General features: G+C 70.0%; 21 protein-coding genes and 2 tRNA genes. 15 read left to right on the forward strand and 8 right to left on the reverse strand.

The genetic code is table 11. The features are described from left to right. Window positions 1–23: 23 nt before the first annotated feature. Entirely contained in the window at window positions 24–1,022 is a 999-nt protein-coding gene (locus tag ACIQD6_RS23270; RefSeq protein WP_401885214.1) for an SEC-C metal-binding domain-containing protein, read from the reverse strand. Between the two features lie 72 nt (window positions 1,023–1,094). Between ACIQD6_RS23270 and ACIQD6_RS23275 the strand changes: the two genes are divergently transcribed. The 5 genes from ACIQD6_RS23275 to ACIQD6_RS23295 all read left to right on the forward strand — a co-directional run bounded on the left by ACIQD6_RS23275 (window position 1,095) and on the right by ACIQD6_RS23295 (window position 5,423). Further along, window positions 1,095–1,331: a DUF3311 domain-containing protein gene (locus tag ACIQD6_RS23275; RefSeq protein WP_401885217.1), complete on the forward strand. Its 237-nt coding sequence runs from the start codon at window positions 1,095–1,097 to the stop codon at window positions 1,329–1,331. Beyond that, entirely contained in the window at window positions 1,328–2,905 is a 1,578-nt protein-coding gene (locus ACIQD6_RS23280; RefSeq protein ID WP_401885218.1) for a sodium:solute symporter, read from the forward strand. The genes ACIQD6_RS23275 and ACIQD6_RS23280 overlap by 4 nt, the downstream gene beginning before the upstream one ends. Window positions 2,906–3,121: 216 nt before the next feature. Next, window positions 3,122–3,439 carry a DUF6412 domain-containing protein gene (locus ACIQD6_RS23285; RefSeq protein ID WP_401885221.1) on the forward strand — a complete coding sequence of 106 codons (318 nt, stop codon included), beginning with the start codon at window positions 3,122–3,124 and terminating at the stop codon, window positions 3,437–3,439. A 106-nt stretch (window positions 3,440–3,545) separates the two neighbouring features. Further along, window positions 3,546–4,313, forward strand: coding sequence for a YidC/Oxa1 family membrane protein insertase (locus tag ACIQD6_RS23290; protein WP_401885224.1), 768 nt, complete (start codon window positions 3,546–3,548; stop codon window positions 4,311–4,313). A 252-nt stretch (window positions 4,314–4,565) separates the two neighbouring features. Beyond that, the gene (locus tag ACIQD6_RS23295) at window positions 4,566–5,423 is read left to right on the forward strand and encodes a fumarylacetoacetate hydrolase family protein (protein WP_401885226.1); all 858 of its coding nucleotides are present in this window, start codon (window positions 4,566–4,568) and stop codon (window positions 5,421–5,423) included. A 116-nt stretch (window positions 5,424–5,539) separates the two neighbouring features. Here ACIQD6_RS23295 and ACIQD6_RS23300 read toward each other — a convergent pair whose 3' ends face one another. Both ACIQD6_RS23300 and ACIQD6_RS23305 read right to left on the reverse strand, forming a co-directional pair. Next, window positions 5,540–6,073 carry a heme-degrading domain-containing protein gene (locus ACIQD6_RS23300; protein ID WP_401885228.1) on the reverse strand — a complete coding sequence of 178 codons (534 nt, stop codon included), beginning with the start codon at window positions 6,071–6,073 and terminating at the stop codon, window positions 5,540–5,542. Further along, window positions 6,070–7,170, reverse strand: coding sequence for a Gfo/Idh/MocA family oxidoreductase (locus ACIQD6_RS23305; RefSeq protein ID WP_401885229.1), 1,101 nt, complete (start codon window positions 7,168–7,170; stop codon window positions 6,070–6,072). The genes ACIQD6_RS23300 and ACIQD6_RS23305 overlap by 4 nt, the downstream gene beginning before the upstream one ends. A gap of 258 nt (window positions 7,171–7,428) precedes the next feature. On the opposite strand from ACIQD6_RS23305, the gene ACIQD6_RS23310 reads away from it, so the two are divergent. From ACIQD6_RS23310 to ACIQD6_RS23335, 6 genes are all read left to right on the forward strand, one after another. Next, window positions 7,429–8,592 carry an ROK family protein gene (locus ACIQD6_RS23310; protein WP_401885571.1) on the forward strand — a complete coding sequence of 388 codons (1,164 nt, stop codon included), beginning with the start codon at window positions 7,429–7,431 and terminating at the stop codon, window positions 8,590–8,592. A gap of 233 nt (window positions 8,593–8,825) precedes the next feature. Next, window positions 8,826–9,755, forward strand: coding sequence for a hypothetical protein (locus ACIQD6_RS23315; protein ID WP_401885232.1), 930 nt, complete (start codon window positions 8,826–8,828; stop codon window positions 9,753–9,755). A 234-nt stretch (window positions 9,756–9,989) separates the two neighbouring features. Continuing rightward, the gene (locus ACIQD6_RS23320; protein WP_401885233.1) at window positions 9,990–10,769 is read left to right on the forward strand and encodes an HAD-IIA family hydrolase; all 780 of its coding nucleotides are present in this window, start codon (window positions 9,990–9,992) and stop codon (window positions 10,767–10,769) included. A gap of 210 nt (window positions 10,770–10,979) precedes the next feature. Continuing rightward, window positions 10,980–11,768, forward strand: coding sequence for a hypothetical protein (locus ACIQD6_RS23325; RefSeq protein WP_401885235.1), 789 nt, complete (start codon window positions 10,980–10,982; stop codon window positions 11,766–11,768). Between the two features lie 130 nt (window positions 11,769–11,898). Beyond that, entirely contained in the window at window positions 11,899–12,534 is a 636-nt protein-coding gene (locus ACIQD6_RS23330; RefSeq protein WP_401885238.1) for a class F sortase, read from the forward strand. 208 nt (window positions 12,535–12,742) lie between these two features. Next, complete coding sequence (locus ACIQD6_RS23335; protein ID WP_401885241.1) at window positions 12,743–13,795, forward strand: glycoside hydrolase family 6 protein; 1,053 nt, start codon at window positions 12,743–12,745, stop codon at window positions 13,793–13,795. Window positions 13,796–13,966: 171 nt separating this feature from the next. Here the strand turns inward: ACIQD6_RS23335 and ACIQD6_RS23340 are convergent, their stop codons facing one another. The 3 genes from ACIQD6_RS23340 to ACIQD6_RS23350 form a co-directional block, all read right to left on the reverse strand. Beyond that, window positions 13,967–15,919, reverse strand: a complete 1,953-nt coding sequence (locus tag ACIQD6_RS23340) for a galactose oxidase-like domain-containing protein (RefSeq protein ID WP_401885244.1) — start codon at window positions 15,917–15,919, stop codon at window positions 13,967–13,969. Next, the gene (locus ACIQD6_RS23345) at window positions 15,916–18,021 is read right to left on the reverse strand and encodes a glycosyltransferase family 2 protein (RefSeq protein WP_401885246.1); all 2,106 of its coding nucleotides are present in this window, start codon (window positions 18,019–18,021) and stop codon (window positions 15,916–15,918) included. Before ACIQD6_RS23345 ends, ACIQD6_RS23340 begins: the two co-directional genes overlap by 4 nt. 596 nt (window positions 18,022–18,617) lie before the next feature. Then, window positions 18,618–18,691: transfer RNA gene (locus ACIQD6_RS23350), tRNA-Lys, on the reverse strand. A 182-nt stretch (window positions 18,692–18,873) separates the two neighbouring features. Between ACIQD6_RS23350 and ACIQD6_RS23355 the strand changes: the two genes are divergently transcribed. The 4 genes from ACIQD6_RS23355 to ACIQD6_RS23370 all read left to right on the forward strand — a co-directional run bounded on the left by ACIQD6_RS23355 (window position 18,874) and on the right by ACIQD6_RS23370 (window position 23,775). Further along, window positions 18,874–20,457, forward strand: coding sequence for a peptidoglycan-binding protein (locus tag ACIQD6_RS23355; protein ID WP_401885248.1), 1,584 nt, complete (start codon window positions 18,874–18,876; stop codon window positions 20,455–20,457). Window positions 20,458–20,468: 11 nt separating this feature from the next. Beyond that, window positions 20,469–22,034, forward strand: coding sequence for an SPFH domain-containing protein (locus ACIQD6_RS23360; RefSeq protein ID WP_401885251.1), 1,566 nt, complete (start codon window positions 20,469–20,471; stop codon window positions 22,032–22,034). 145 nt (window positions 22,035–22,179) lie between these two features. Then, window positions 22,180–22,767, forward strand: a complete 588-nt coding sequence (locus tag ACIQD6_RS23365) for a lytic polysaccharide monooxygenase (RefSeq protein WP_401885253.1) — start codon at window positions 22,180–22,182, stop codon at window positions 22,765–22,767. A gap of 519 nt (window positions 22,768–23,286) precedes the next feature. Beyond that, on the forward strand, window positions 23,287–23,775 hold the full coding sequence (locus ACIQD6_RS23370; protein WP_401885255.1) for a phospholipase: 489 nt from the start codon (window positions 23,287–23,289) through the stop codon (window positions 23,773–23,775). A gap of 68 nt (window positions 23,776–23,843) precedes the next feature. Here the strand turns inward: ACIQD6_RS23370 and ACIQD6_RS23375 are convergent. Together ACIQD6_RS23375 and ACIQD6_RS23380 are read right to left on the reverse strand one after the other, a co-directional pair. After that, window positions 23,844–23,917, reverse strand: a tRNA-Lys gene (locus ACIQD6_RS23375). A gap of 81 nt (window positions 23,918–23,998) precedes the next feature. Further along, window positions 23,999–24,922, reverse strand: a complete 924-nt coding sequence (locus ACIQD6_RS23380) for an IclR family transcriptional regulator C-terminal domain-containing protein (protein ID WP_401885257.1) — start codon at window positions 24,920–24,922, stop codon at window positions 23,999–24,001. Window positions 24,923–25,060: the final 138 nt, after the last annotated feature.

Genomic DNA, 25,060 nt, shown 5'->3' on the forward strand with positions numbered 1-25,060 from the left:
TGGCCCAAAAGGCTGGGCGAGAGTCAGCCCGCGCCGTGGCACTCGCGGTACGGCCGACCCGAAGCGCACCAGCACGTGGCGTTGCGGGGCGGGGGCCAAGGGGTGGCTCGGCCTCGGGCTGCCAGGGTGGTGGCGTATTGGGGGAGCAGGTCCGCGTTGGAGGGGGAGGACTGTTCCGAGGCCGCGAAGGCTTCGTACGAGGGGACCGTGGCCGTGACGATGCCCAGGTTGGGGGTGCCCGTGGAGGCCAGGTCGCGGAGGGAGGCTTCCAGTTGGGTGAGGTGGGCCTCGTGGGAGGGGTACTCGGCGGTCAGGGTCGGGTACGCGGCGAGGAGTTCGCTCAGTTCCGGGGCCGGCCAGTGCAGGACCGCGACCGGGAACGGGCGGGAGAGGGCCGTGCGGTAGGAGCCCAGTTCGGCGCGGAGGCGGGCGATCTCGGCCTGGAGTTCGGCCGGGTTGTCGGAGCCCAGGGACCAGAGGCGCTTGGGGTCGTGGAGTTCGTCCAGGCCGACGGGCGACGGGTGGACGCTGTCGGCGAGGGCGTCCCAGGGGTCGTGGTCCAGGCCCAGCAGGCGGCGGACGCGGTGGCGGCCGATCAGCAGGGTGTGGGTGGCGTACGGGACTTCCTCGCTCGGGGTGAGCAGCAGGTTGAGGGCCGTGGTGAAGGAGTCGTGGGCCTCTTCCAGCTCGTCGTGGTGCTCCAGGGTCTCCGCCACGATCTCCCAGGGCGCCGGGTCCAGCGGGGCGGCGGTGCGCAGGCCGTCGATGATCGCGCGGGCCTCGGCCTCGTGGCCGTACTCCCAGAGGTTGGCGGCCTTGAGGGCCTTCACCAGGTGGGGGTGGTCGGGGGAGGCCGCGAGGAGGGTGTCGTAGAGGCCGGCGGCGCGGTCGCGGTCGCCGGCCAGTTCCAGATGGGCCGCGGCCTGGAGGAACAGGGGCTCGTGGTCCTCGGGGTACTGGGCAGCCGTGCGCAGCAGGCGCTCGGCTTCCGTGGTGTGATCGGCAGGCATATCGGGGCGCATGATGCACACCGTACTGCTGTACGGGGCACGGGCGGAGGGGGATGGCCGGGACGGGCCGTCTAAGGTCCTGACGTGCTTCGACACCGTCCTCATCTGCTCTGGTTGCTCGTTCCCTTCGTACTGTTCCTGGTGGTTTTGCCCTGGGCGAACCGGGTCGATCCCGTCATCCTCGGGCTGCCCTTCCTCTTCCTGTGGCTGCTCGGCGCGACCGTGGCCACGCCCTTCGCCGTATGGCTGACGTGGCGCAGCGATCAGCGGCTGCGGCGGCGGTCGGCGCCGCAGCCGATATCGGGGGAGGGCGAGGAATGAACGCGGTGATCGCCACCTCGATCTTCTCGGTCTTCATGGTGGGCACCGTGGGACTTGGGCTTCTCGCCGTACGGGGGCGAGGCGGAGGCACCGGCGGGCTCGCCGAGTGGTCCGTGGGCGGGCGCAGCCTCGGCGCCGTCTTCATCTGGGTGCTGATGGCGGGCGAGAGCTACACCAGTTTCAGCTATCTGGGCGCCGCGGGCTGGGGCTACAACTACGGCGCCCCCGTGCTCTACGTGGTCGCCTACATGTCCTGCGGTTACGCCGTCGGCTATGTGGTCGGGCCCATGCTGTGGGAGTACGCCCGGCGCCATGATCTGGTGGGGATTTCGGACATACTCGCCCACCGTTTCGGACGGCCCTGGCTCGGCGCGCTCGTCGCCGTACTCGCGACCGTCTTCCTGCTGCCGTACATCCAGCTTCAGATCACCGGCATGGGCGTGGTCGTCTCGACCATCTCGTACGGAGCGATCAGCCTCGACTGGGCCTATTTCCTCGGCTTCGCGGTCACCACCGGGTTTGTGGTGGTCAGCGGGCTGCGGGGCAGTGCCTGGGTGTCGGTGCTCAAGGACGTGCTGGTGATCGGCACCCTCGGGTTCCTCGCCGTCTATGTGCCGCTGCACTACTTCGACGGGTACGGACCGCTCCTCGACCGGCTCGTGGCCGAGAAGAGGGAGTGGCTGACCCTGCCCGGACATCAGCCCGGACAGGCGGCGAGCGGGCTGGGCACGGCGTGGTTCATCACCACCTCGCTGCTGAACGCGCTGACCGTCGTCATCTTCCCCACGACCGTCGCCGGGTATCTGGGCGCGCGCGACGCCGACGCGCTGCGCCGTAACGCGATCTGGCTGCCCGCCTACAACGTGCTGCTCTTCGTCCCCATGCTGCTCGGGATGGCCGCGCTCTTCGTCGTCCCCGGTCTCACCGGCGCCGACTCGAACCTCGCGCTCTTCAAGCTCGTCGTCGACTCGCTGCCCGCCTGGGCGGTCGGGATCATCGGGGTGGCGGCGGCCCTCTCGTCGGTGGTGCCGATGGCCGTGTTCATGCTGGTGATCGGCACGATGTGGGGGCGCAGCGTGCTCTCGCTCGTACCGCGCTGGCGGACCCGGGAGAAGGGCGCCGCGCAGGTGGTGGTCGTGGCGGCGGGCGCGATCGCGCTCGTGCTGACGTACGTGGCGCCCAGCACGCTCGTACGGCTCTCCCTCATCTCGTACGAGGGCATGGCGCAGCTCCTGCCGATGATGCTGCTGGGTCTGGTGTGGCGGAGGTTCACCCTGATCGGTGGATTGACCGGGCTCGCGGTGGGGGTGGGGGCGGTGTGCGGGCTGGTCTTCACCGGTCACGATCCGGTGTGGGGCATGAACGCCGGGGTCGTCGCGCTCGCCGCGAACCTGCTGGTCGCGCTGGCCGTGACGTACGCGGGCGGCCGGGACCGGCGGCCGGACGGGGACGTGGACGGGGACGTGCTCGCCTGCGACCCGGTCGGTCCGGGCGCATCCAGTATTTCCGGGGCTTCGGCCGCTCCGGGCGCCTCGGGCTCTTCGGGTGGCGCGATCGATACGCCCGGTCCGTAGCGACGCCCGGTCCGAACCGGATCCGCGGCCCGGTCCGAACCGGATCCGCGGCCCGGTCCGGACCCGCAGGATCCGGTTCGGCCGGGCCCCGCTCCGTCTCCGTCAGCGGCTTCAGCCGATGTAGCCCGATCGTGTATAACGGCTGGAGTGGTTGCGCTGTACTGAAATGACACTCGCACCACGCATCGGATGAACCGGACGAGAAGGGAGCAGGACATGGTCCGCAGCACGTTGCGCCAGTTGCGCCCCGCCGGTCTGCTGCTCTTCCTCCTCGCCGAAGTCCTGCTCATCGACGCCGGCGGCCTCACCGCCACCGTCGCGCTCGCCGCCACCGCCACCGCCGCCGTGGGAACCGCGCTCGTCGTCTGCGCCGTGATCAGCGCGCGCTCCGTGCCCGCCGTACCGCGTCACCGGGTACGGACGGCCATCCGCGACCGCGAGCAACGCACCGCCTTCCTGCCCCAACGGGATCCCGACGCCTCGGGCCGCACCAGGCCCCGAGCCCCGGGCCGTCGCCTGCCGACGGCCGCGTAGGGGCACAGGGCACCCTCTCTCCGTTCCTGTCGCACCCCGCGTGGGTCCGTCATGCCGAGTCGCATCCATCCGGCACGACGAGAGACCCCACGGAGGGCTACTCACCATGTCCGTTTTCGCCAGCCTGGTCGGACACCTGGCCGATCTGCTCCAGCCGCTCTTCCACACCGGAGCGACCGCTGCGGCGATCATCCTCTTCACCGCCTGCGTACGGCTCGCGGTCCACCCGCTCTCCCGGGCGTCCGCCCGTGGCCAGAAGGCCCGTACGAAGCTCGCGCCGCAGATCGCCGAGCTGCGCAAGAAGCACGGCAAGAACCCCGAGCGCATGCAGAAGGCGCTCCAGGAACTGCACGCCAAGGAGAAGGTCTCGCCGCTGTCCGGCTGCCTGCCGAGCCTGTTGCAGATGCCCGCGTTCTTTCTGATGTACCACCTCTTCTCCAGCCGGGAGATCGGCGGCGAGCCGAACGGACTGCTCGGCCACTCGCTCTTCGCCGCGCCGCTCGGCGACCGCTGGGCGGACGCGCTGTCGGACGGCGGGCTGTTCGGCGGAGCGGGGATCGTGTACGTAGCCCTCTTCGCGATCGTCGCCGGTGTCGCCACGTTCACCTTCCACCAGACGAAGCGCCAGATGGCGGCCAATCCGACGACGATGCCGGCGGGACCCGACGGGCAGCCCGTGCCGGGCATGGGCACGATGACGAAGATGATGCCGCTGATGTCCTTCGCGACGCTCTTCACCGTCGGCTTCGTACCGCTGGCCGCCGCGCTGTACGTGGTGACCAGCACGACCTGGACGGCGGTCGAGCGGTACTTCCTCTACCGGGACATGCGGGTCGCGGGGGTGCGGGCCGCGAGCGCGACGAGTGCCGCGTAGGCCCTGTCCGGTCGAGACCGGGTGCCGCGTAACGGTTCGCGGCGAATGGTTCGCGGCGAGGGTCGGGCAGTAGCGGTCGCGGGTGGGGTGGGCGGTCGGTCGGTCGGTCGGCAGTGAGTCCAGTGTGTGAACCGGGTATTGCGGGGTGATCCGATGTCTTGCAGGATCGGCCGAGTCCGCCGGCGGTCGCGCCCACCGGCTTGGGACGTACCCCGTCGGCCGGATCCACCCCGTCAGAGGGAGACACAGACCATGAAGCTGCTGCGTGTCGGTACGGCGGGGGCTGAGCGCCCGGCGCTGCTCGACCAGGACGGAACCCTTCGGGACCTGTCGGCCCTGGTCACGGACATCGACGGTGCCCTGCTCGCCGATGAGGCCGCGCTCGACCGGATCAGGGCGGCCGGGGCCTCCGGCGAACTGCCCGTACTCGACGCCGACGGGGTACGGGTCGGGCCGCCGCTCGGCCGGATCGGCAAGATCGTGTGCATCGGGCTGAACTACCACGATCACGCCGCCGAGACCGGTGCGGAGATCCCGGCCGAGCCGATCATCTTCTTCAAGGCGCCGGACACGGTGATCGGACCTCATGACACCGTCCTCGTACCCCGGGGCAGCCGTAAGACCGACTGGGAAGTCGAACTCGCCGTCGTCATCGGACGGACCGCCCGCTATCTGGACTCCGTGGAGGAGGGCCTGGCGCATGTCGCCGGGTACGCCGTCTCGCACGACGTCTCCGAGCGCGAGTTCCAGATCGAGCGCGGCGGCACCTGGGACAAGGGCAAGAACTGCGAGACGTTCAACCCGCTGGGCCCCTGGCTGGTGACGGCGGACGAGGTGCCCGACCCGCAGGCGCTGCCGCTCAGGCTCCGGGTCAACGGCGAGCTCAAGCAGGACGGGACGACCGCGGAGCAGATCTTCGGGGTGGGTGAAGTCGTCCGGTACGTCAGCCAGTTCATGACGCTGTACCCGGGCGATGTCATCAACACGGGGACGCCGGCCGGGGTGGCCATGGGCAAGCCGGAGCCGAAGCCGTACCTGCGGGCGGGGGACGTGGTGGAGCTGGAGATCGACGGGCTGGGCCGTCAGCGGCAGGAACTGAAGGACGCGTAGGGAGAACTAAGGACGCGTAGGGAGAACTGAAGGACGCGTAGGGAGCTCAAGGGCACCCGGCGCAAGGAGTGGGGGTGGGGCGCACACAAGCGCGCGCCCCACCCCACTCCCTCGCCTCACCCCCGCAGTCGTTCCAGCGCCTCCACCACCAGTGCGTGGTCCTCCGCCTGCGGAAGGCCCGAGACCGTCACCGAGCCGACGATCCCCGCGTTCTCCACCGCGATGGGGAACGAACCGCCGTGCGCCGCGTACAGGTCCGGGTCCAGGCGGGACGACTCCTCGAAGGTCGTGCCCTTCGCGCGGAAACGGGTCCCCACGAGGAACGAGGCGGCGCCGTACCGCTCGACCACCCGGCGCTTACGGTCGATCCACGCGTCGTTGTCCGCCGACGAGCCCGGCAGGGCGCAGTGGAACAGCTGCTGCGGGCCCCGGCGGATGTCGATCGCCACCGGCGCGTTCCGTTCGCGCGCCAGCTCGACCAGCAGGTTGCCCAGCATCCAGGCGTCGTCGTACGTGAAGTGAGGAAGCGTCAGGCGCGCTTCCTGCGCCTCCAGTTCGGCGACGGCTTCCCGCGCCTCCAGCTTCCGTGCCTCAAGCTTTTGCGCCTCCAGCTCCCGCGCCTCCGGTTCGGCGGCCGTGGGGTTGCTCATGAGTGCGTGACCTCCAGTGTGATCGTCCTGCCCTCGGCGGCCGAGAGTTTCGCCGCCTCCAGTACGTCGAGCGCCGCCGCCGCCTCGTGCGCCGTCACCGGCGGTGCGGTGCCCTCGCGCAGCGCGGTGGCGATCCCCGCGTAGTACGCCGGGTAGTCGCCCGGCTCGGTCTCCACCGGGTTGCCGCCGCCCGTCAGCGCCGACTCGCCCGCGCCGATCCGGCCCCACAGCGACTCGCCCTCCACGCCCCAGCCCCTCTCCGCGCGGGGGCGCCTGCCGCTGCGCAGGGCCGCCTCCTGCGGGTCCAGGCCGTGCTTCACGTAACCGGCCGCCGAGCCCAGCACCCGGAAGCGCGGGCCGAGTTGGGCCGTGGTGGCACTGACGTACAGATGGGAGCGGACGCCGTTCGCGTGCGTGATCGCGATGAAGGTGTCGTCGTCGGCCTGGGCGCCCGGACGCCGTACGTCCCGCTCCGCGTACACCCGTACCGCCGGCCCGAACAGCACCAGCGCCTGGTCGACGACATGGCTGCCCAGGTCGTACAGCAGCCCGCCGATCTCCTCCGCCGCGCCCGACTCGCGCCAGCCGCCCTTCAGTTGGGGGCGCCAGCGCTCGAACCGGGATTCAAAACGCTGTACGTCGCCCAGCTCACCGGACTTGACGAGGCGGGAGAGCGTGAGGAAGTCGTTGTCCCAGCGGCGGTTCTGGAAGACGGAGAGCAGCAGCCCGCGCTCCTCGGCGAGCGCGGCCAGCTCACGCGCCTCGGCCGCGCTGCCCGCGAGCGGCTTGTCCACGACGACGGGCAGACCGGCCCTGAGGGCGGACGCCGCGATCGGGACGTGCGTCTTGTTGGGGGAGGCGATGACGATCAGGTCCAGTTCGCCCGCGCGCGCCCCTGCCCACAGCTCTTCCGGCGAGGCGGTGAAACGTACGTCCGGGAACTCCGCGCGCGCCTGCGCCCGGCGCTCCGGGCTGGAGGTGACGACGGTGTCGAGGACGAGCCCCTCGGCGGCGGTGATCAGCGGGGCGTGGAAGACGGAGCCCGCGAGCCCGTAGCCCACGAGCCCGACGCGCAGGGGAGTGCCTGTACCAGTCATGCATTCCACTTAAGCAACGCTGTTGCCAAAGTGCAAGGCCGGTGCACAATGGCCGGTGTGAACAGGGGTACGGATACGGGCGCCGATCAGGGACAGACGGGCGCGGGCCAGGTGGAAACGGGCCCCGGCGAGGCAACGGGCCCCGGCGAGGCAACGGGCCCCGGCGAGGTGACGGGCGCCGATGAGGTGACGGGCGCCGCCCCGGCAACGGGCGCCGACGAGCCGGGGAACACGACCGGCTGGGGCGCCAATCTGCTGATGCTGCGCGGCCACAACGCGGCACTGGTCCTCGACCTGCTCCGCGCCGCCGGTGAGGGCGGCATCAGCCGACTGGAACTCGCCGAACGCACCCGGCTCACCCCGCAAGCGGTCAGCAAGATCACGGCCAGGCTGCGTACGGAGGGCATGGCGGCGGAGGCCGGCCGCCGCGCCTCGACGGGCGGCAAGCCCCGGACCGTACTGCGGCTCGTCCCTTCCGCCGCGCACGCCGTGGGTCTCCACCTGGACCGCGACGAACTCACCGCGGTCCTGATGGATCTGTCCGGCACACCGGTCGCCGTACGGACCGTCCCGTTCGACCTCGGCGCGGGAGCGGAGCGGGTGGTCGAGGCGGCGGCGGAGCAGGTGGAGGCGGTACGGGCGGACGCGGTACGGCTGGACGCCGGAGTTACGGATACCGGCGCGCGCACCGGTACGGATACCGGCGCGCGTACCCGTACGGATACCGGCGCGCGTACCCGTACGGATACGGCACCCGGCGCGCGGGACGTGTTGGGTGTCGGGGTCGCGATGCCGGGACCGCTCGACCACGTCACCGGCGTCCCGCGACGCGTCACCGGCTTTCCGCAGTGGGAGGGCTTCCCGCTGCGTGATGCCCTCGCCGCCCGCCTCCAGCTGCCCGTCGTCCTCGACAAGGACACCAACGCCGTCGCCCTCGGCCTCACCCTGCGCGGGCCCGGCGACTCCTTCGCGTACCTCCATCTCGGTACGGGGCTGGGCGCCGGCCTCGTCCTCGGTGGCGCGCTCCACCGTGGCGGACGCACCGGGGCGGGCGAGTTCGGCCACCAGGTCATCCAGCTCGACGGGCCCGTGTGCGACTGCGGACACCGTGGCTGTATCGAGGCGCTCTGCCTGGCGGCGGTCGCGCGAGGCGAGCCGGCGGAGGCGGCGCGGGTGCTCGGTGCCGGGGCGGCGAACCTGGTCGAGCTGCTCGACATCGACCGCGTGCTGCTCGGCGGCCGGACGATCGCCGCGCACGAGGAGTGCTTCGTACGGGGAGTGGGCGCCGTCGTCGCCGACCGCGCCCGGTGCGCGGCCGTCCCCGTCACCCTGGCGGAAGGAGGCGCGCACCCGGTGGCGGAAGGCGCGGCGCAACTCGTCCTCGCGCCGCTGTTCGGCCACGGCCTGGGCCGCCGCTCGTAACCTCGCGACTGGGCCGATGAGGTGCATTCGTGTGAGGGCCCGGCCGTTCGGGGCCATGGCGCCCGGAGCGGGACGCCGGGGCATGGCAGCGTCGGGGAGTCCGAATTCTGAGCCTGGTGGCGGCCGAACCGGCCGACCGGGCGCCTGCGTTCCGACGCCCCGCCCATGCCGCCGATGCCGCACCCATCCCGATCGTCCCGCCCGCTTCGCGACCAGCAAAGGCCACGTCACTCATGCGTCTACGTCTGCGTCATGCCCTCGCCACCGGAGTCACCACGGCTGTGACGGTCTCGTTCGCGGTACTGCCCGTGTGCACGCCAACCACCTTGGCGGCAGCGGCAGTTGCGCCCGACGGCGCGGGGGCGGCCGACCGGCGTCCGACGTGCGCGAAGGCGTCCGGCCGCGACTTCCCGATCGAGACCCGTATCCATGGCGGGCCCTCCTCCTACCGGCCCGGGGGCGACGCCGGGACCTGGTATCTCGACCTGACCAACACCACCGACCGGCTCTGCGGCGACATCCACCCCGTCGTCGTCCTCGTCGACCGGGACCGGACGCTCGGCAATCCCCAGGTCACGCTGGAGACCCGCGACGACCACAAGCGCTGGCGGATGCTGTCGTTGGAGAAGTCCGACCAGGACGAGATCATCGGCGTCCTGGACGACGGCTCCCCCGGATTCGACGTACCGGCGGGCCGGACCGTCACCGTTCGCGCGCGGCTGGCCTTCGCGGCGGACACGAGCCCGAACGAGGTCGTGATGACGGCCGCGACCGTCCAGCGGCGCGGTGACGACGGCGACTGGGTGGGCGAGTCCAACGACTACCGCTTCGAGGTCGGTGAGGCCGGGGTCGACGACGAGCCGGGGAGGGATGGCGAGGGCGCCAGGAGCCGCGACGGTGACGCCGGTACGGGTGCCCACGCTTCCGGCAACCCCCACGCTTCCGGCAATCCCAGCGCGTCCGGCAACCCTGGCGCCCCGGGCGACCCCAATGCCTCCGGCACCCCCGGCCCCCAGCGTTCCGGAGGGCACCATGAAGTCGCGGGCGCCCGCACCGGCACCGATGGCGACCCCCTGAGCCATATCACCGCCGCCCTGGCGCTGTGCGTCGCCGGAGCCATCTTGTTCGCGGGCATCCGGCGGTTGCGGACCGAGCGCTACTGATACCCACGCGTACCTCGGCACACCCGGACATCCGGCCCGGCACACCCGGACACCCGGCCCGGCGCACCCCGGCGACCCGACCCCTTCCGCCCACCCCGCTCGCTCGCCTGTCCGCCTCCGCTCCTGCCCGCTCCGACCGAGCGGTGGACACCCGCACGGATCTTCGAACGCCATGGTTAGGCTGGGCGTGTCGGACAGTGGATTATTGGCCACCGCAGAGCGGAGAACAGTCCCGTGGCAGAGCGCAAGCCGATCGAGTCCTGGCTCACCGACATGGACGGTGTCCTCATTCACGAGGGCGTTCCGATCCCCGGCGCCGCCGAGTTCATCAAGCGTCTGCGGGAGTCGGGCAGGCCCTTCCTGGTCCTCACGAACAACTCCATCTACACCCCGCGCGACCTCCAGGCCCGGCTCGCCCGGATGGGCCTCGACGTGCCGGTGGAGAACATCTGGACTTCGGCGCTCGCCACCGCCAAGTTCCTGGAGGACCAGCGGCCCGGCGGTACGGCGTATGTCATCGGCGAGGCCGGGATGACCACTGCCCTGCACGACATCGGCTACATCCTGACCGACCACGAGCCGGACTACGTGGTGCTGGGCGAGACCCGTACGTACAGCTTCGAGGCCCTGACCAGGGCGATCCGGCTGATCAACGGCGGTGCGCGGTTCATCTGCACCAACCCCGACGAGACCGGCCCCTCGACCGAGGGCCCGCTGCCCGCCACCGGGGCGGTCGCCGCGCTGATCACGAAGGCCACCGGCAAGGACCCGTACTTCGCGGGCAAGCCGAACCCGCTGATGATGCGGACCGGCCTCAACGCCATCGGCGCGCACTCCGAGACGAGCGCGATGATCGGCGACCGGATGGACACCGACGTGCTGGCCGGTCTGGAGGCGGGAATGGAGACCTTCCTGGTGCTGACCGGGGTGACGACACCGGGTGATGTCGACCGTTACCCCTTCCGACCCTCCACGGTCGTCAACTCGATCGCCGATCTCATCGACCGCGTCTGAGCGTCTGAGCGTCTGAGCACGTCAGCGAGGTCCGGGGGCACGTTCGGGGGCAGGTGACCGGACCGGCGGCAGCAGGCGGTCGGACCGCTGTCCGCAGGCAGTCGGACCGCTGTCGGCAGGCAGTCGGACCGCTGTCGGCAGGCAATCGCGCCGCTGCGGATGCGAGAACCCGTCGCGAGGGTGAGTCTTCTAGGCACCAGGAGGTTCACCATGCGTCCAACGCTGATCGCTCTCCGTGCCACGTGTGCTGCCACCGTACTGGTGGTCGCGCCGGTCCTCGGCACCACCGCCGCTCAGGCCCATGACTCCGTACGGGTCACGGTCATCCCGTCCACGGTCGCCCCGGGCGGCACGATCGAGATCCGGGCCGAGGGCTGCAAGAGCCGTACGGCCGTGGCCAGGTCCCGGGTCTTCGACACCGACGCGGCGCTCTCCACGCGCGCCTGGGGCGAGGACTGGAACCGCGACCAGGCCGCGTCGAGCAGGGACCGGGACCGCCCTGTGCCGCTGTCCGGTCACGCCAGGATCAGATCGTCCGCGACCGAGGGACGGCACAAGATCGACATCAGGTGCGACGGACACGGTCACCCGGACTCCGGCAGCTTCGACATCGTCAGCCGGTCGCGGTCCGATCCCCGCTCGCGGCCCGATGGCCAGTCGCGGCCCGGTGACCAGTCGCGGCCCGATGGCCAGTCGCGGCCCGATGGCCAGTCGCGGCCCGATGGCCAGTCACGGACTGATCACCAGTCGCAGCCCGGTCACCACTCACGTCCGGACCACCTCTCCAGGCCCACCGCGCCGGTACGGGCCGGAGGCGGCGGTACGGCACAACTCGCCGCGGATTCAGGCGAGAAGGCCGCCTCGGGGGACAAGGCGGGCTCGCCCGGACCGGGCACCCAGCACGCGGTGATCGGCCTGGTTCTGGCGGGCGTCGCGGCGGTCGCCGTGGCCTTCCGGAGCGTGCGCCGCAACCGTACGGGCGCGCGGGACTCGGACTAACATGCCCTTCGGGGACGGCCTGAGGAGCGCGGTGGGTGCCGGGGGCGCGAGACGCGCCTCGGGCACGAGGAGTACGACGAGTACGAGGAGTGCAAGCAGTACGACGAGTGCGCCCGGCGGCGGCCGGCTGATGACCGGTGTGGCCTGGGCCGTACTGCTGCTCGGGCTGTGGCTCTGGGGCCGCGACGCCAACGGCCCCGGCGCCAACTCGGCCCCCACCACCGGCGATGTGGCTGCCGTCGGCCGCCCGCTGGCGGGTCCGCTGCCCCCACCCCGCACACCCGTGGAGCCGGCGGACCCGAGGCGCGTGGACATCCCGTCGATAGGGATCTCGGCCCCGGTCGAGGCGCGCGGCCTGGACCGTACGGGGGCGGTCGACCCGCCCCCGTACTCGGCGCCGCACACGGTCGGCTGGTACGGCGACGGCATCAAGCCCGGAGCGGTGGGCGCCGCCCTCCTCGTCGGCCATGTCGACACCGAGACGAAGCCGGCCGTCTTCTACGGGCTGAGCGCCGCCAAGCCGGGCGGCAAGGTCCGGGTGACGAGGGCGGACGGCTCGGTCGCCGAGTTCACGATCGACGATGTGCAGGTCTTCAGCCGGGACCGCTTCGACGCGGAGAAGGTGTACGGCGCCCATGTGAAGTCGCGCGCCGAGCTTCGGCTGATCACCTGCGGCGGAACGTTCGACCGGCAGGCGGGCGCGTATACGGCGAACGTGGTGGTGTCGGCGTATCTGACGGGCGTGACCGAACCGCGCGCCGGCTGACGGTTCCGGTTCGCTTGAGACCGACCGGCACCGGTTCGGCTGCCGAGTTCGGTTATGCCCCTGGCCGCCGGAACCGGTGTGCCAGGATTGCTTCGACCGGCCGGGTCAGGTCGGGTCAGGTCAGTCAGGTCAGTTCAAAGCGGGGCGCCGGGGGGCGGTCTCAGGCACAGTGCGCGGTCACGGCAGACAGCGCACCAAGGGGGAGTGGATGTACGGCAGTTATACCGGCCGCGGTCGTTTCAGCGGTACGGGCCGGGTCCGGGCGGGCGCGATCGCGGCGGGGGTGGCGCTGCTGCTGTCGGGTTGTTCGTCCGACGGTTCCGACGGCGACGGTGACAGCGACGGCGGAGGCGTGTCGGCCTCCATAGGCCAGCGGCCCAAGGCCGACGACCCGTACTGGGTCAATCCCGACGGCCGGGCCGCCCGGCAGGTCGCCGCGTACGCGGACAAGGGCGACGACAAGAACGCCGCCCTGATCCGAAAGATCGCCGAACAGCCCGTCGCCGAATGGATCGGCCCCGACACCCCCGAAGAGCAGACCAAGGGCTTCACCGAAGCGGCCGCGAAGGCCGACCGGGACGCGCTGCTGGTCCTCTACAACATCCCGCACCGCGACTGCGACCAGTTCTCCAAGGGCGGTGCCTCGGACGGGAACGCCTACCGCGACTGGATCGACAAGGTCGCCAAGGGCATCGGCGACCGCCGGACCACGGTGATCCTGGAGCCCGACGCCGTACTGCACCTGGTGGACGGCTGCACTCCCGACCAGTTCCACGAGGAGCGGTACGACCTGCTCAAGGGCGCCGTCCAGCGGCTCAAGCAGCAGCCGGCGACCACGGTCCACCTGGACGCGGGCAACGCCGGCTGGCAGACACCGGACGCGCTCTTCGAACCGCTCCAGCGGGCGGGCATCGCCGAGGCGGACGGCTTCTCGGTCAACGTCTCCAACTTCTATCCGACCGCCGCCAGCACGGACTTCGGCAAGCGGCTCTCCGCGAAGGTCGGCAACAAGCCGTTCGTGATCGACACCAGCCGCAACGGCAACGGCCCGTACACGAAGGGCGATCCGAGCGAGAACTGGTGCAACCCCCCGGGCCGCGCCCTCGGTGAACGGCCCACCACCAAGACCGGCGACCCGCTGGTCAAGGCCTACTTGTGGATCAAGCGTCCGGGAGAGTCGGACGGCGACTGCAAGGGCGGGCCCAAGGCGGGCGACTGGTACCCGGATTACGCCCTGGGCCTGGCGAGGAACGCCTCGTAGGGCGAGCGGCTTCCGGACCGTTCACCGCCCCGGCGAAGGCGAACGCCGGGGCGGGAGCGAAAGGCAAGACGGGGGCCGAGGGCCGTACCGCAGCCGACCCGGGCGGAGAGCCGTACCGCGACCGACCGGGTCGGAGAGCCGTACCGCGACCGACCGGGTCGGAGAGCCGTCCTACGGCACGTCCACCCACACGCCCTTCGACGGTGTCCCCTTGTCGTCCGTCACGAAGACCATGTACCAGCCCGACGGAACCAGCGCGCTGTTCTTCGGGATCGTGACCTCGATGCCGTCCGCCGTCTTCTTCATGTCCAGCGCGATCGAGCGCTGTTCGACGTCGGTGACATGGGTGACCGCGCTCGGGCGCATCAGCTTCGCCGTCTTGATCGACGCGGGGTCCTTCGTCTTGAACGTCGCCGTGCCGCCGCGCTTGACGGACTTGGGGCCGTCCGTGAGCGTGGGCCACGAGTCCCGGAAGAGGTACGGCGGGGTGTAGATCTCGATCCGCTGCTCGAAGACGCCCGGCTTGGTGTTGGCCTTGTCGGCGTAGAGCGAGTCCGAGCCGAAGATCATGACCCGGCCGTCGGGCAACAGGAGCGAGCCCGAGTGGTAGTTGCGGCCCACCGCCGGATCCGCGACCCGCGTGTACTCGCCGGACTTCGGGTCGTACATCCGGGCCTGGAGGACATTGGAGCCGCCGCGCCCCCGGTAGTCCTCCGAGCCGCCCGTGACCAGCACACTGTCGTCGGGCATCACGGAGGCGCTCGGGTAGCGGGTGCCCTTCTCCAGGGACGCGCCGTCCTTGAAACGGGGGGCGGGGTCCTTCAGGTCGACCAGCCGGGACTTCTCGCTGGACTTGTCGGACTCGCCGACGCCGCCACCGCCGATGACCATGAACTTCTGGTCCTGCGCGGGCGGCAGCATGACCGTCGCGGACGTCTCCATCAGCTTGGGGTCGCTCAGGCCCGGGATCTTGGCGAACTTGTTCGTGGCGAGATCCCAGATACCCGGGTCACGGCCGACATCGGCCGGTCCGTAGCCGGCGTTGGAACCGCTGTAGAAGAGCTTCCCGTTGTCCATCAGGAAGACCGCCGGGTACGTGGGGAACTTCCGGATGATCCCCGTGTACTTCCAGCTCCTGGTCTTCGGATCGTAGATCTCGTCCTTGCCGGGGACGATCTGGCCGATCTCGTCCAGCCCGGACATCGCCAGGACCTTGCCATCCTTGAGCGTGGTCAGCGTGGGGTACCAGCGGGCCTCGTTCATCGGGTCGACCTTGATGTACTTCTCCGCCACCGGGTCGAACTCGAAGGCCTCCTTGATGCCCTGGAAGTCCTTCTTGTCGAGTGCGAGCTTCTGCGCGATGCCGTAGACGTTACGGGCGTCGGTGCCCTTCGCTCCCTGCACGCGGTAGTTGTCCTCGGTGCCGGTCTCGTACTTCTTGCCCGACTTGCGCGCCTCGACGTAGATACGGCCCAGGCCGGCTTCGGTCCGCAGGAACGCGCCCGTGTTCTTGTCGAAGATCTTCTTGGCCTTCTCGACCAGGACGGGGTCCTTGGAGACGAACGTCTTGCCGTTCTCCTTGCCCGTGAACATCGTGCCCGCGGGCAGGGTGATCGGCTTGTCCGGGTCCTCGTTGTGGACGACCATCAGGCCGCCGGCCTTGGTGATGTCGCCCTTCAGCTTCTCGTACCGCTTCGTACCGCCCGCCACCAGCAGGTTTCCGTCGGGCAGTTGGGTGTGCCCGGAGCAGAACATGTCCTTGGGGGTCGGGATCTTCGTGTACTTGTCGGTCGCCGGGTCCCAGAGCACGGACTCGAACCTGCCCGCGTCGAAGTTCTTCTGGTTGTTCCCGGAGCCCGCGATCAGCAGCACCTTGCCGGTGTGCAGGAGCGAGGCGTGGATCGAATTGATCTTGAAGTCGGCCGGGACGTCGAGGAACTCCCAATGCCCGTTCGCCGCCTTGTAGTCGGGGCGGTTGATCTTGTACTCGTGGTACTGCTCCGAGCTGAACCGGTAGAGCGCGGGTCCGTTGAAGCCGGCCACCGCGACGACCACCGCGGTGCCTATCGCCAGGCGACGGGCGCGGTTCCTGCGATGGTTCTGCCGGACGGGAATCGCGCTCATTTCTTACGTCCCCCAAGGGAAATCTGCTGTGCTTGATCGGTGGTACCAGGCATCGCCGCCTGCGGAAGCCGCGCGGTCTGGGCCGGGATCTGGGCGGTCTGGGCCGGGAGTTGCTCGGTCTGGGCCGTCTGGGCCGGCTGCGGGAACTGGGCGGTCTGGGCCGGAAGCTGTGCGGTCTGTGCGGTCTGCGCTGCCTGGACCGACTGCGGAAGCCGCGCGGTCTGTGCGGTCTGCGCTGTCTGTACGGTCTGCGGGGTGTCCGCCCACTTCGGAGCCGGTCGCGCCTTCCGCCGGCTCCGCCGCTTCTTCTTCTCCTCACGCATTCCCCAGCGCCAGGCGAAGATCGGCGCCGCCGTGATCAGCAGGGCCAGCGTCGCCCACGTGATCATCGCCGGATGGTCGTGCCCGAGGACGAAGGCGGCGACCATCGAGCCGCCGAAGATCAGGATGAAGAAGAGGTGGATCCGGAACGTGCCGAACAGCGTGTCCGGGCTGGACGAGTCCCCCTTGGGCGTCACCACGAACGAACTCTTGCGGCGCAGTACCGCGTCCATCAGCGAACGGGCGTAGAGCGGCGCGGACATCGCGGACATCGCCATACCGGCCAGCCCGCCGGAGCCCTCGGGCTCGTGCGGCGAGACGTTGTGGCGGCGGTTCCAGATGTAGAGGCCGATCTGGAGAGCCGAGGCGTTGCCGTACAGCATCATCCAGATCGTCGGGTCGATCTGCACACCCGAGGCGCCCATGCCCAGGAACAGCGCGCAGCTCAGCGCCGCCAGGATCCAGTTGAGGGCCGACATCGGGTAGAAGATGATCATCATCGTGTAGTTGAAGAGCTTGCCGGGCGGCAGCGAGGAGAAGCCCTTCCAGTACTGCTTGAGGATCGTCTCGTAGGTGCCCCGGGACCAGCGCAGTTGCTGCGTGAAGAAGTCGGTCCAGGCGCTCGGGCCCTCGCCCACGGCCAGGACGTCCGGGGTGTAGACCGAGCGCCACTTGTTGCCCGACTCGGGGTTCCGGTGGCGGTGCATCTCGAAGCCGGTCGCCATGTCCTCGGTGATCGAGTCGTACAGGCCGCCGATCTGCTTGAGCGCCTTGATCCGCACGGCGTTGCTCGTACCGACGAACATCGGCGCGCCGTAGCGGTTGCCCGCGCGCTGGATCAGGGCGTGGAAGAGGAACTGCTGCGACTCGGCGGCCTTGGTGACGAACGTGTCGTAGTTGCCGTAGACCTGCGGGCCGATGACGAAGCCGATGTCCGGGTCGCGGAAGTAACCGAGCATCCGCTCCAGGTAGTTGGGCATCGGTACGTGGTCGGTGTCCACGGAGGCGAAGTAGTCGTAGTCGTCGCCGTGCGCGTCGAGCCAGGCGTTGTAGTTGCCGTGCTTCGTCTTGGCGCGGTGCGCGCCCGTGGCCTGGTTCCACTTCGCTATGCCCTTGCGGGAGAAGTGGTGCACGCCGAGGCGGGCGCAGACCTCCTTCACCGCGGGGTCGTCGCCCTCGTCGAGCAACCAGACGTGCATCAGCCCGCGGTGCCTGATCCGTACCGCCGCCTCCAGCGTCTTCGTCACCATTTCGAGGGGCTCCTTGCCCGGTACGAAGGAGGTGAGGAAGGCGACCCGGGTGCCGTTCTCCGGCACGACGGGGACGGGGTCACGTGCCACCAGCGTGGCGTGCGCGTTCGAGAGGACGTTCATCGTGCGGAACAGCTCGATCAGTCCGATCGAGATCAGCATGATGACGTCGAGGACGAGGAGCGTGTCGTTCTTGAGGTTCGGGTCGCGCTCCGTCCAGTGCTGGGGCTGCATCAGCCACGCGAAGAGACCGAGCGAGAGCAGCGGCGCCGCACCGAGCAGCAGGGCGGCCCGGATCCGGTGCGGCTCCTGCGAGAGCAGCGAGCGGTACTGGACCTTGTACGGCTTGTCCGGATCGGGCTTGGTGAGCGGGCCGGCGAGCCGGCTGTAGTGCTCGTAGTCGTACTTCGGCAGGGCCGCTTTCTTCGGCCGTGGCCTCGGTCCGCCGCTTCTGAGGTGCGAGGGAATCCGGAGTTGGGTGGTCCGGGACGCGTCGCTGTTCTGCCGGGTGCCGTCTGGCGTTGACGTCATGAGTCATCCCCCCGCACGCACGCTTGCTGCGTGACTGATTGATCGGTTCATCCCGAGTGGCCCCCTCGGCCATCGCCCCGGACGCGTCAAATGCGGCCTCCGTCCACGAAGACAGGAAACAGAGGCCCCCGGTTGCATGGAGCCGGTGACGGTCGAGGCGCGTGAACGGGGCCCCCTGCCCGCCGGGCCCACCCGTCGGGACATCCCCTCGCGCCGCGTCCAACTGTTCGGGCCGCAGGCCCAATTGGAGTCAACGGCTCCAGGATAGGTTGTCCGACCGTCGTCGCCACCGCAAGGAAGAAATGGGTTGTTTGTCGTTTATCTGCGGGAATTGAGTGGCTGATGTGACGGAGATGTTGGTGACGTGTGGTGGAGATGTCGGTGTGCGCATGCCGCCGCCCGCTCGTCTCCGCGGGGGATTTCACAGGAATTATTAGGATTATGTGAAGTTGCGGAGGGGGGTGCCTCCGAGGCGACTTCGAGGCGGTCGCGGGCTGATCGCGGGCCGGTCGCGCGGCGGTTGTGGGGCAGTCGCGGGTCGATTGAGGAAACGAGAGAAGCCCTCTCACGTGATGTGAGAGGGCTTCTACTGTGCGTGCGCCGCCAGGGACTCGAACCCCGGACCCGCTGATTAAGAGTCAGCTGCTCTAACCAACTGAGCTAGCGGCGCCTGCTGACCTGGAGAACTCTACCCGATCGGGGTGAGTGGCTCCGACCATTTGATGGGTGTTGCGGCCTGTCGCATTGTCTTTTATTAGATTCGATCCGTCAAAATGTGATTTGTCCTGACAGTTGAGAAAGTGGCGCCCGAACGGATGCGCCCAACCATCTGATGAGTGTGGAGGGGATCACATGACCGGCCCGCTTTTCGAGGAGTACGAGCCCGCTCTCGACTGCGCCTGCGCCGGCTGCGCCGAGCAGCGACGCGATCTGGCCAGAGGGCTGTCGGTGAAGGCCGGTGGCCATCCGGCAGCGCACGGCGCCCGACGGGCGATGGTGCTGGTCACCGCGGCAGGCGTCGCGCTCGGTGCTCCGGGCGTGGCAGGCGCGGTGGGTTCAGTGGGTGCGGTGGGCGCGGTGGGTGCTGCGGGCACGAAAACGGCGCACGCGGCCGGTCTGCCGAGCGGCTCACTGAACGGCTCACCGAGCGGATCGCTGAACGGGTCACTGAACGGGTCGAGGGCGGGAGCCCCGGCCTTCGACCCGGATCCGACGAGCCCGCAGGGCGGGAGTGCCCCGTTGTACGGGCGCCCCCTGCCGGGGCCCGGGCCCAGCAAATCGTCCGGGCTGCGCAAGTCCACCCGCGCCGAGATCATCAACCGCGCCAAGCGGTGGGTGAACGCGAAGGTGCCGTACAGCATGGAGAAGTACTGGTCGGACGGATACCGCCAGGACTGCTCCGGCTATGTCTCCATGGCCTGGGACCTCGGGAGCAACGAGTGGACGGGCAGCCTGGACACGTTCGGTGTGCGGATCGAGCGGGAGGAGCTGGAGCCCGGCGACATGCTGCTCTTCCACAATCCGTCCAATCCGGAGAAGGGTTCGCACGTCACGCTCTTCGGCGGCTGGACCGACTACACGCACTCGCACTACGTGGCCTACGAGCAGACGAAGCCGTACACGCGTACGCAGTCCACGCCGATGGCGTACTGGAACAACTCCGACCTCTATGTGCCCTACCGCTACAAGGGGGTGACCGAGGGGACCGACGGCAAGGGGCCGGACGCGGACACGGGCTCCGGTACCGGACCGGCGGCCGCGTTTCCGGGGGCGGGGTTCTTCGGGCCCGGAGCCGAGAACAAGTACGTCACGCAGCTCGGCGAGATGCTCGTGAAGCGCGGCGGCAAGCGCTTCTACAGCGTGGGCCCCGGTCCACGGTGGAGTGAGGCGGACCGGCTGGCCACCGAGGCGTTCCAGCTCGCGCAGGGCTGGCGCGGTACGGATGCGGACGGGCTGCCGGGTCCCGACACCTGGCGGTACTTGGTGAACGGCCTGGGCAAGGACATCCCGTCTCTGGACACGGGCGGAAGTGCCGGTACGGGCACCGGAGGCGTCGGTACGGGCACCGGAAGTACTGGGACGGGCACCGGAAGTGCCGGTACGAGCACCGGAAGTGCCGGTACGAGCACCGGGAGTGCCGGTACGGGCACCGGAAGTACCGGTAAGGGCGGAAGCGCCGGTACGAGCGCCGGGAGCGCGCCGGTGTACCCGGGGCCCCAGCACTTCCGGCCCGGCCGGTCCAGCGTGCACGTCGAGCAACTCGGCAGGCAGCTGGTGCGCAAGGGCTTCGGCAAGCACTACGTCTCGGGCCCGGAGCGCCACTGGACCGAGGCCGACCGGCGCAACGTCGAGGCCTTCCAGCGCGCCCAGGGCTGGCGCGGCGCCGAGGCCGACGGCTACCCCGGCCCCCAGACCTGGCGGCGACTCTTCGCATGACGGAGGCACGGATGACGACGACCACCTCGCAACCGGACGACGACGAGCGCGCACCCGGCACCGGCCAGGAGCCGCGATACGAGGCCCGGCCATACGAGGACCGGCCGTACGACGACGAGTTGGCGCCCCTCACCTACCCCGAAGCCTGGGGCACGTCCGAGTCCGGGGTGGTGCGGCTGCCGGAGGAGCCGACGGCCGGGGGCGGCGACGACACGGCCGGGAGTGCCGATGACGTACCGCATGAGGCGCCCCGTGACACGCGGGCCGTGCCGGACGCCGCCGACGACGGGGTCATGCGGGACGAGCCTGTGGAACGGGTTCGGCTGACGGAGAACGAGAACGCAGGCGCGGACTTGGGCGCGGACGTGGGCATGAGCGTGCGCGCCGGGGTGGCGGGCGCCGTGGTGGCAGGTGCCGGGGCACCTCTTCGTACCCCCGCCGTCGGTGCGCAGAGCCCTCGGTGGAGTCCGCTCATCGTGGGTGAGAGCACGCAGGAGATCCCCGTACATCTCCTCTTCCGTGACGAGGCCAACGTCCGTGATACGGAAGGGAGTTCCACCGGTCCCACCGTGGTCGGACGGCGGTGGGGGACCGGCGAGCAGCCCCGGGTCCGGCGGGTGCCGGCCCCCGCTCCCGTACCTTCCGCGCCGCCCCGCGCAGCACCGTCCGGTGATCCGAGACTCGCCGAGCGGCCCGGTCCCGTACTGCCCGGCTCCGCCGCCGCGCTCGTCGGGCTGGGGGCGTTCGTCGCGTGTGCGGCGGTGCTCTGGTGGGCCGGGGCCCTGCCGGACGCCGTGACCGAGCTGCTCCGGCTGCCCTCACGCCCGTACCACGGTGTCGGCGCCGGCGGCTGGAGCCTGCTCGCGCTGGGTGTGACGGTCATGTTCCTCGCCTTCGGCGGGCTCGGCCGCGGCGAGGTCGGGCAGGCATGGGTGCTGACGCTGTTCGGTGACTACCGGGGGAGCGTGCGCCGTACGGGGCTGCTCTGGATGAGCCCGCTGCTGGTGCGCCGCTGGGTGGACGTACGGCTGCGGCACTGGCGCAGTGAGCCGATGCCGGCCGTCGACTCCAACGGCACCGAGTTGCGCGTCGTGGTCCTGGTGATCTGGCGGGTGAAGGACACCGTGCGCGCGGCCCTCGGGGTCGAGGACCATGAGGAGTACCTGCGGGAGCAGGTGGAGGCGGCGATGGCGCGGGTGCTCTCGCAACTGCCCGCCGACGCGTTCCACGACGAGGCGCCGACGCTGCGCAACGCCGAGGCGGTCGGCGACGCGTTGACCCGGATGCTGTCGGCGGAGTGCCGGCCCGTCGGTATCGATGTGTTCTCGGCGCAGCCGACCCGGATCGAGTACGCGCCGGAGATCGCCGCGGCGATGCAGCGCCGCCGGATCGCGGCGATCGACGCCAAGCACCGGGACAGCGTGCTGACCGCGGTGGTGGACGCGGTGGACGACACCGTGCACCGCCTGACCTCACGCGGGCTGGTCGAACTGGACGACTACGAGCGCAAGGCACTGGTCAAGGATCTGACCGTCGCCTTCTACAACGGCCGGCAGGGGGCCGGGGAACGGCTCTAAATGGTCTGGACCTGAACTGAATTTGTTATGGACACGGTCAAGTTCCGTCCATATTCTAGGACTTGGTCTAGACCGCAGATCGCTCGCTCTCCCCGCACGCGTGCAGCACGGTTCACCGAACTCCCCACGTTCTCTGGAGCGAAGCATGCGAAAGAAGACAGGCGCGGCCGTGGTCGGCCTCGCCATCGCCGGTGTATCTCTGCTCGGTACCGGCAGCGCCAGCAGCCACGGCTACACCGACTCGCCCATCAGCCGCCAGAAGCTCTGCGCCAACGGCACGGTGACGAACTGCGGCAACATCCAGTGGGAGCCGCAGAGCGTCGAGGGGCCGAAGGGCTTCCCGGCGGCGGGGCCCGCCGACGGGAAGATCTGCTCGGGCGGCCTCAGTCAGTTCGCGCAGCTCGACGACCCGCGCGGCGGCACCTGGCCCACCACCAGGCTCTCGTCCGGCCAGAACTTCTCGTTCCGCTGGCAGTTCACCGCCTCGCACGCCACCATGGACTTCAAGTACTACGTCACCAAGAGCGGCTGGAACCCCTCACAGCCGCTGACCCGCGCGGCTCTGGACACGCAGCCGTTCCTGACGGTGCCGTACAACGGGCAGCGGCCGCCGAGCACGCTGTCGCACTCGGGCACGCTCCCGTCGAAGTCCGGCCGGCACATGATCGTGGCGGTGTGGACCATCGCCGACACGTCGAACGCGTTCTACTCGTGCTCCGACGTCCAGTTCTGACTCCGTCGGCAGTTCTGACCCGCTGATGGCTCCGACCCGCTGACGTCTCGTCAGTAGCGATACGACCCCTGGGGAGCGCGGCGCACCGCCGGGCGGCGCTCCCCAGGGGGGCCAATTCCGCGTTCCGCAGCCCGCCCCACCGGTCCTGCCGGTGGGGCGGGCTTTGTTTCGGTGGCGGGCCTTCGGTGGACGGCCGGGGGCCCAGTTCCCCGTCCCCGGTCTCTCTCCGGTCTCGTTCCTCCGGTTCCTTACACGACGCTGCCCCTGGTCGTGTGAAGACGGACGGTGAAGATACTCCGAAGATATGCGGGGTGCCTCCGTATGGCAGCATCAAGTGGCGCTTTTGAGCCGACTGTTCGCGCCGAAAGTGTTTCCGGACGCCTGGATGTTGGGGACCATTCCCGCAAGGGTCATCGCGCGTAGACCCCAGCGACAGCAAGGCAGTTCAGGCTTAGGGCGCTCCGTGCCACCCCAGGCCGGGAGCGTCTCCCCCCACCACTCCACCGGAGGTTTTTCGTCATGCGCAGACGTTTGGCGCTTCAGCTCATAGCCGCTGTACTCGCCCTCCCCGCCACTCTGTTGACGAGCGGTCAGGCCGTCGCCGCCCCCGCCGACAAGCCGCAGGTCCTCAGCGGCTGGACGCAGGAATCCGCCGCCAGCTACAACTCCTGGGTCTCCGCCCGGGGCAACCAGGGCTCCTGGTCGGCCTACGGCTTCGACTGGACCACGGACTACTGCTCGTCGTCGCCGGACAACCCGTTCGGCTTCCCCTTCCAGACCGCTTGCGCCCGCCATGACTTCGGCTACCGCAACTACAAGGCGGCCGGCCAGTTCGACGCCAACAAGGCGCGCGTGGACTCCGCCTTCTACGCCGACCTGAAGCGGGTGTGCTCGGGGTACTCGGGCGCCTCGAAGACCTCCTGCGACGCCACGGCGTGGACGTACTACCACGCGGTCGACATCTTCGGCATGACTCCGATGGTGGACGGTTCGAAGTCTGTCGCCTGACACGAGTAACGCGTAACGCGCACGCGAGAAGGTCCCCCCGCTGGTGCGAGGGGACCTTTCCGTGTCGGTGCGCCGCCAGGGACTCGAACCCCGGACCCGCTGATTAAGAGTCAGCTGCTCTAACCAACTGAGCTAGCGGCGCCTGCTGACTCGAAAATAATACCTGCTGCTCCGGGGTGCTCCGGACCACGGCGGACCATGGTGATCGGCCCCGGGACCTGACCTAGATCGTGAGCGAGATCGCCATCGGGGCGGCCCTGCGGTTCAGCGTCTCCGCCGCCGAGCGCAGCCGGTGCGCGTGCTCGACCGGGAGGGACAGGGCGAGGCAGCCCACCGAGGAGCCGGCCGTCAGCGGGACCGCCGCGCAGACCGTGCCCACCGCGTACTCCTGGAGGTCGAGCACCGGGACCGTCGGCGGCTGGCTGTCCAGCCGGGAGAACAGCAGGCGCTCGCTGGTGATCGTCCGGGAGGTGAAGCGGGCGATCTTGTGGCGGGCCATGTGGTCCCGGCGGCCGTTCTGGTCCAGCTGGTTCAGCAGGCACTTGCCGATCGCGCTGGCGTGGGCCGTGGAGCGGAAGTCCACGTACTCGTTGACCGCGGGCGTGAGCGGGCTGTCGGCGACCTGGGTGATCCTGATCTCGCCGTCGATGTACCGGCTGATGTAGACGGCCGCACCGACGGAGTCGCGCAGCTCGTGAAGGGTGTTCTGAAGCCTGGTCTCCAGGGCCTGCCGACGGGCGACCGCGGCCGAGCCCGAGCCGGCACCAGCGCCGGAGCCGGACCGAGACCCGGAGCCGGACCGAGAGCCGGAGCCGCCACCCGGGCCGGAGCGAGAGTCCGAACCGGAACGGGAGCCCGCACCGGAAGGAGAGCCCGCACCGGAAGGAGAGCCGGCGGCGGTCCCCGGCCCCGAGCCGAGAAGCGTCAGGGAGTCTCCGGGCACATACACCCCGTCCGGGATCCGCTCCACGTACCCCTCGCGGCGCAGCATCGACAGCAGGGGCGCCAGATGCCCGGCCGGCAGTCCGCTCTCCCTGGCTATCTGTACATCGGTCACCCCGCCCTCGTACCTGGACACGACTTCCAGGACACGCAGGACATAGCGCACCGAGTGAAATGGCGCGGTGGGCTCCGGCCTCAGCACCACGGTTCCCCCCAGCAGGTTGTGACCGCACGCTCACGCACCACGATAACCGCCAATTGCCTGGTCCGGGGTGGCTGCCGACCACAGAAAAGGTGCGGCCCAGGGGCTCTGCGCTGGGCCGCACCACTGCGGCATATGCCA

Source organism: Streptomyces sp. NPDC088400 (genome assembly GCF_044753355.1).
GTDB lineage: Bacteria > Actinomycetota > Actinomycetes > Streptomycetales > Streptomycetaceae > Streptomyces.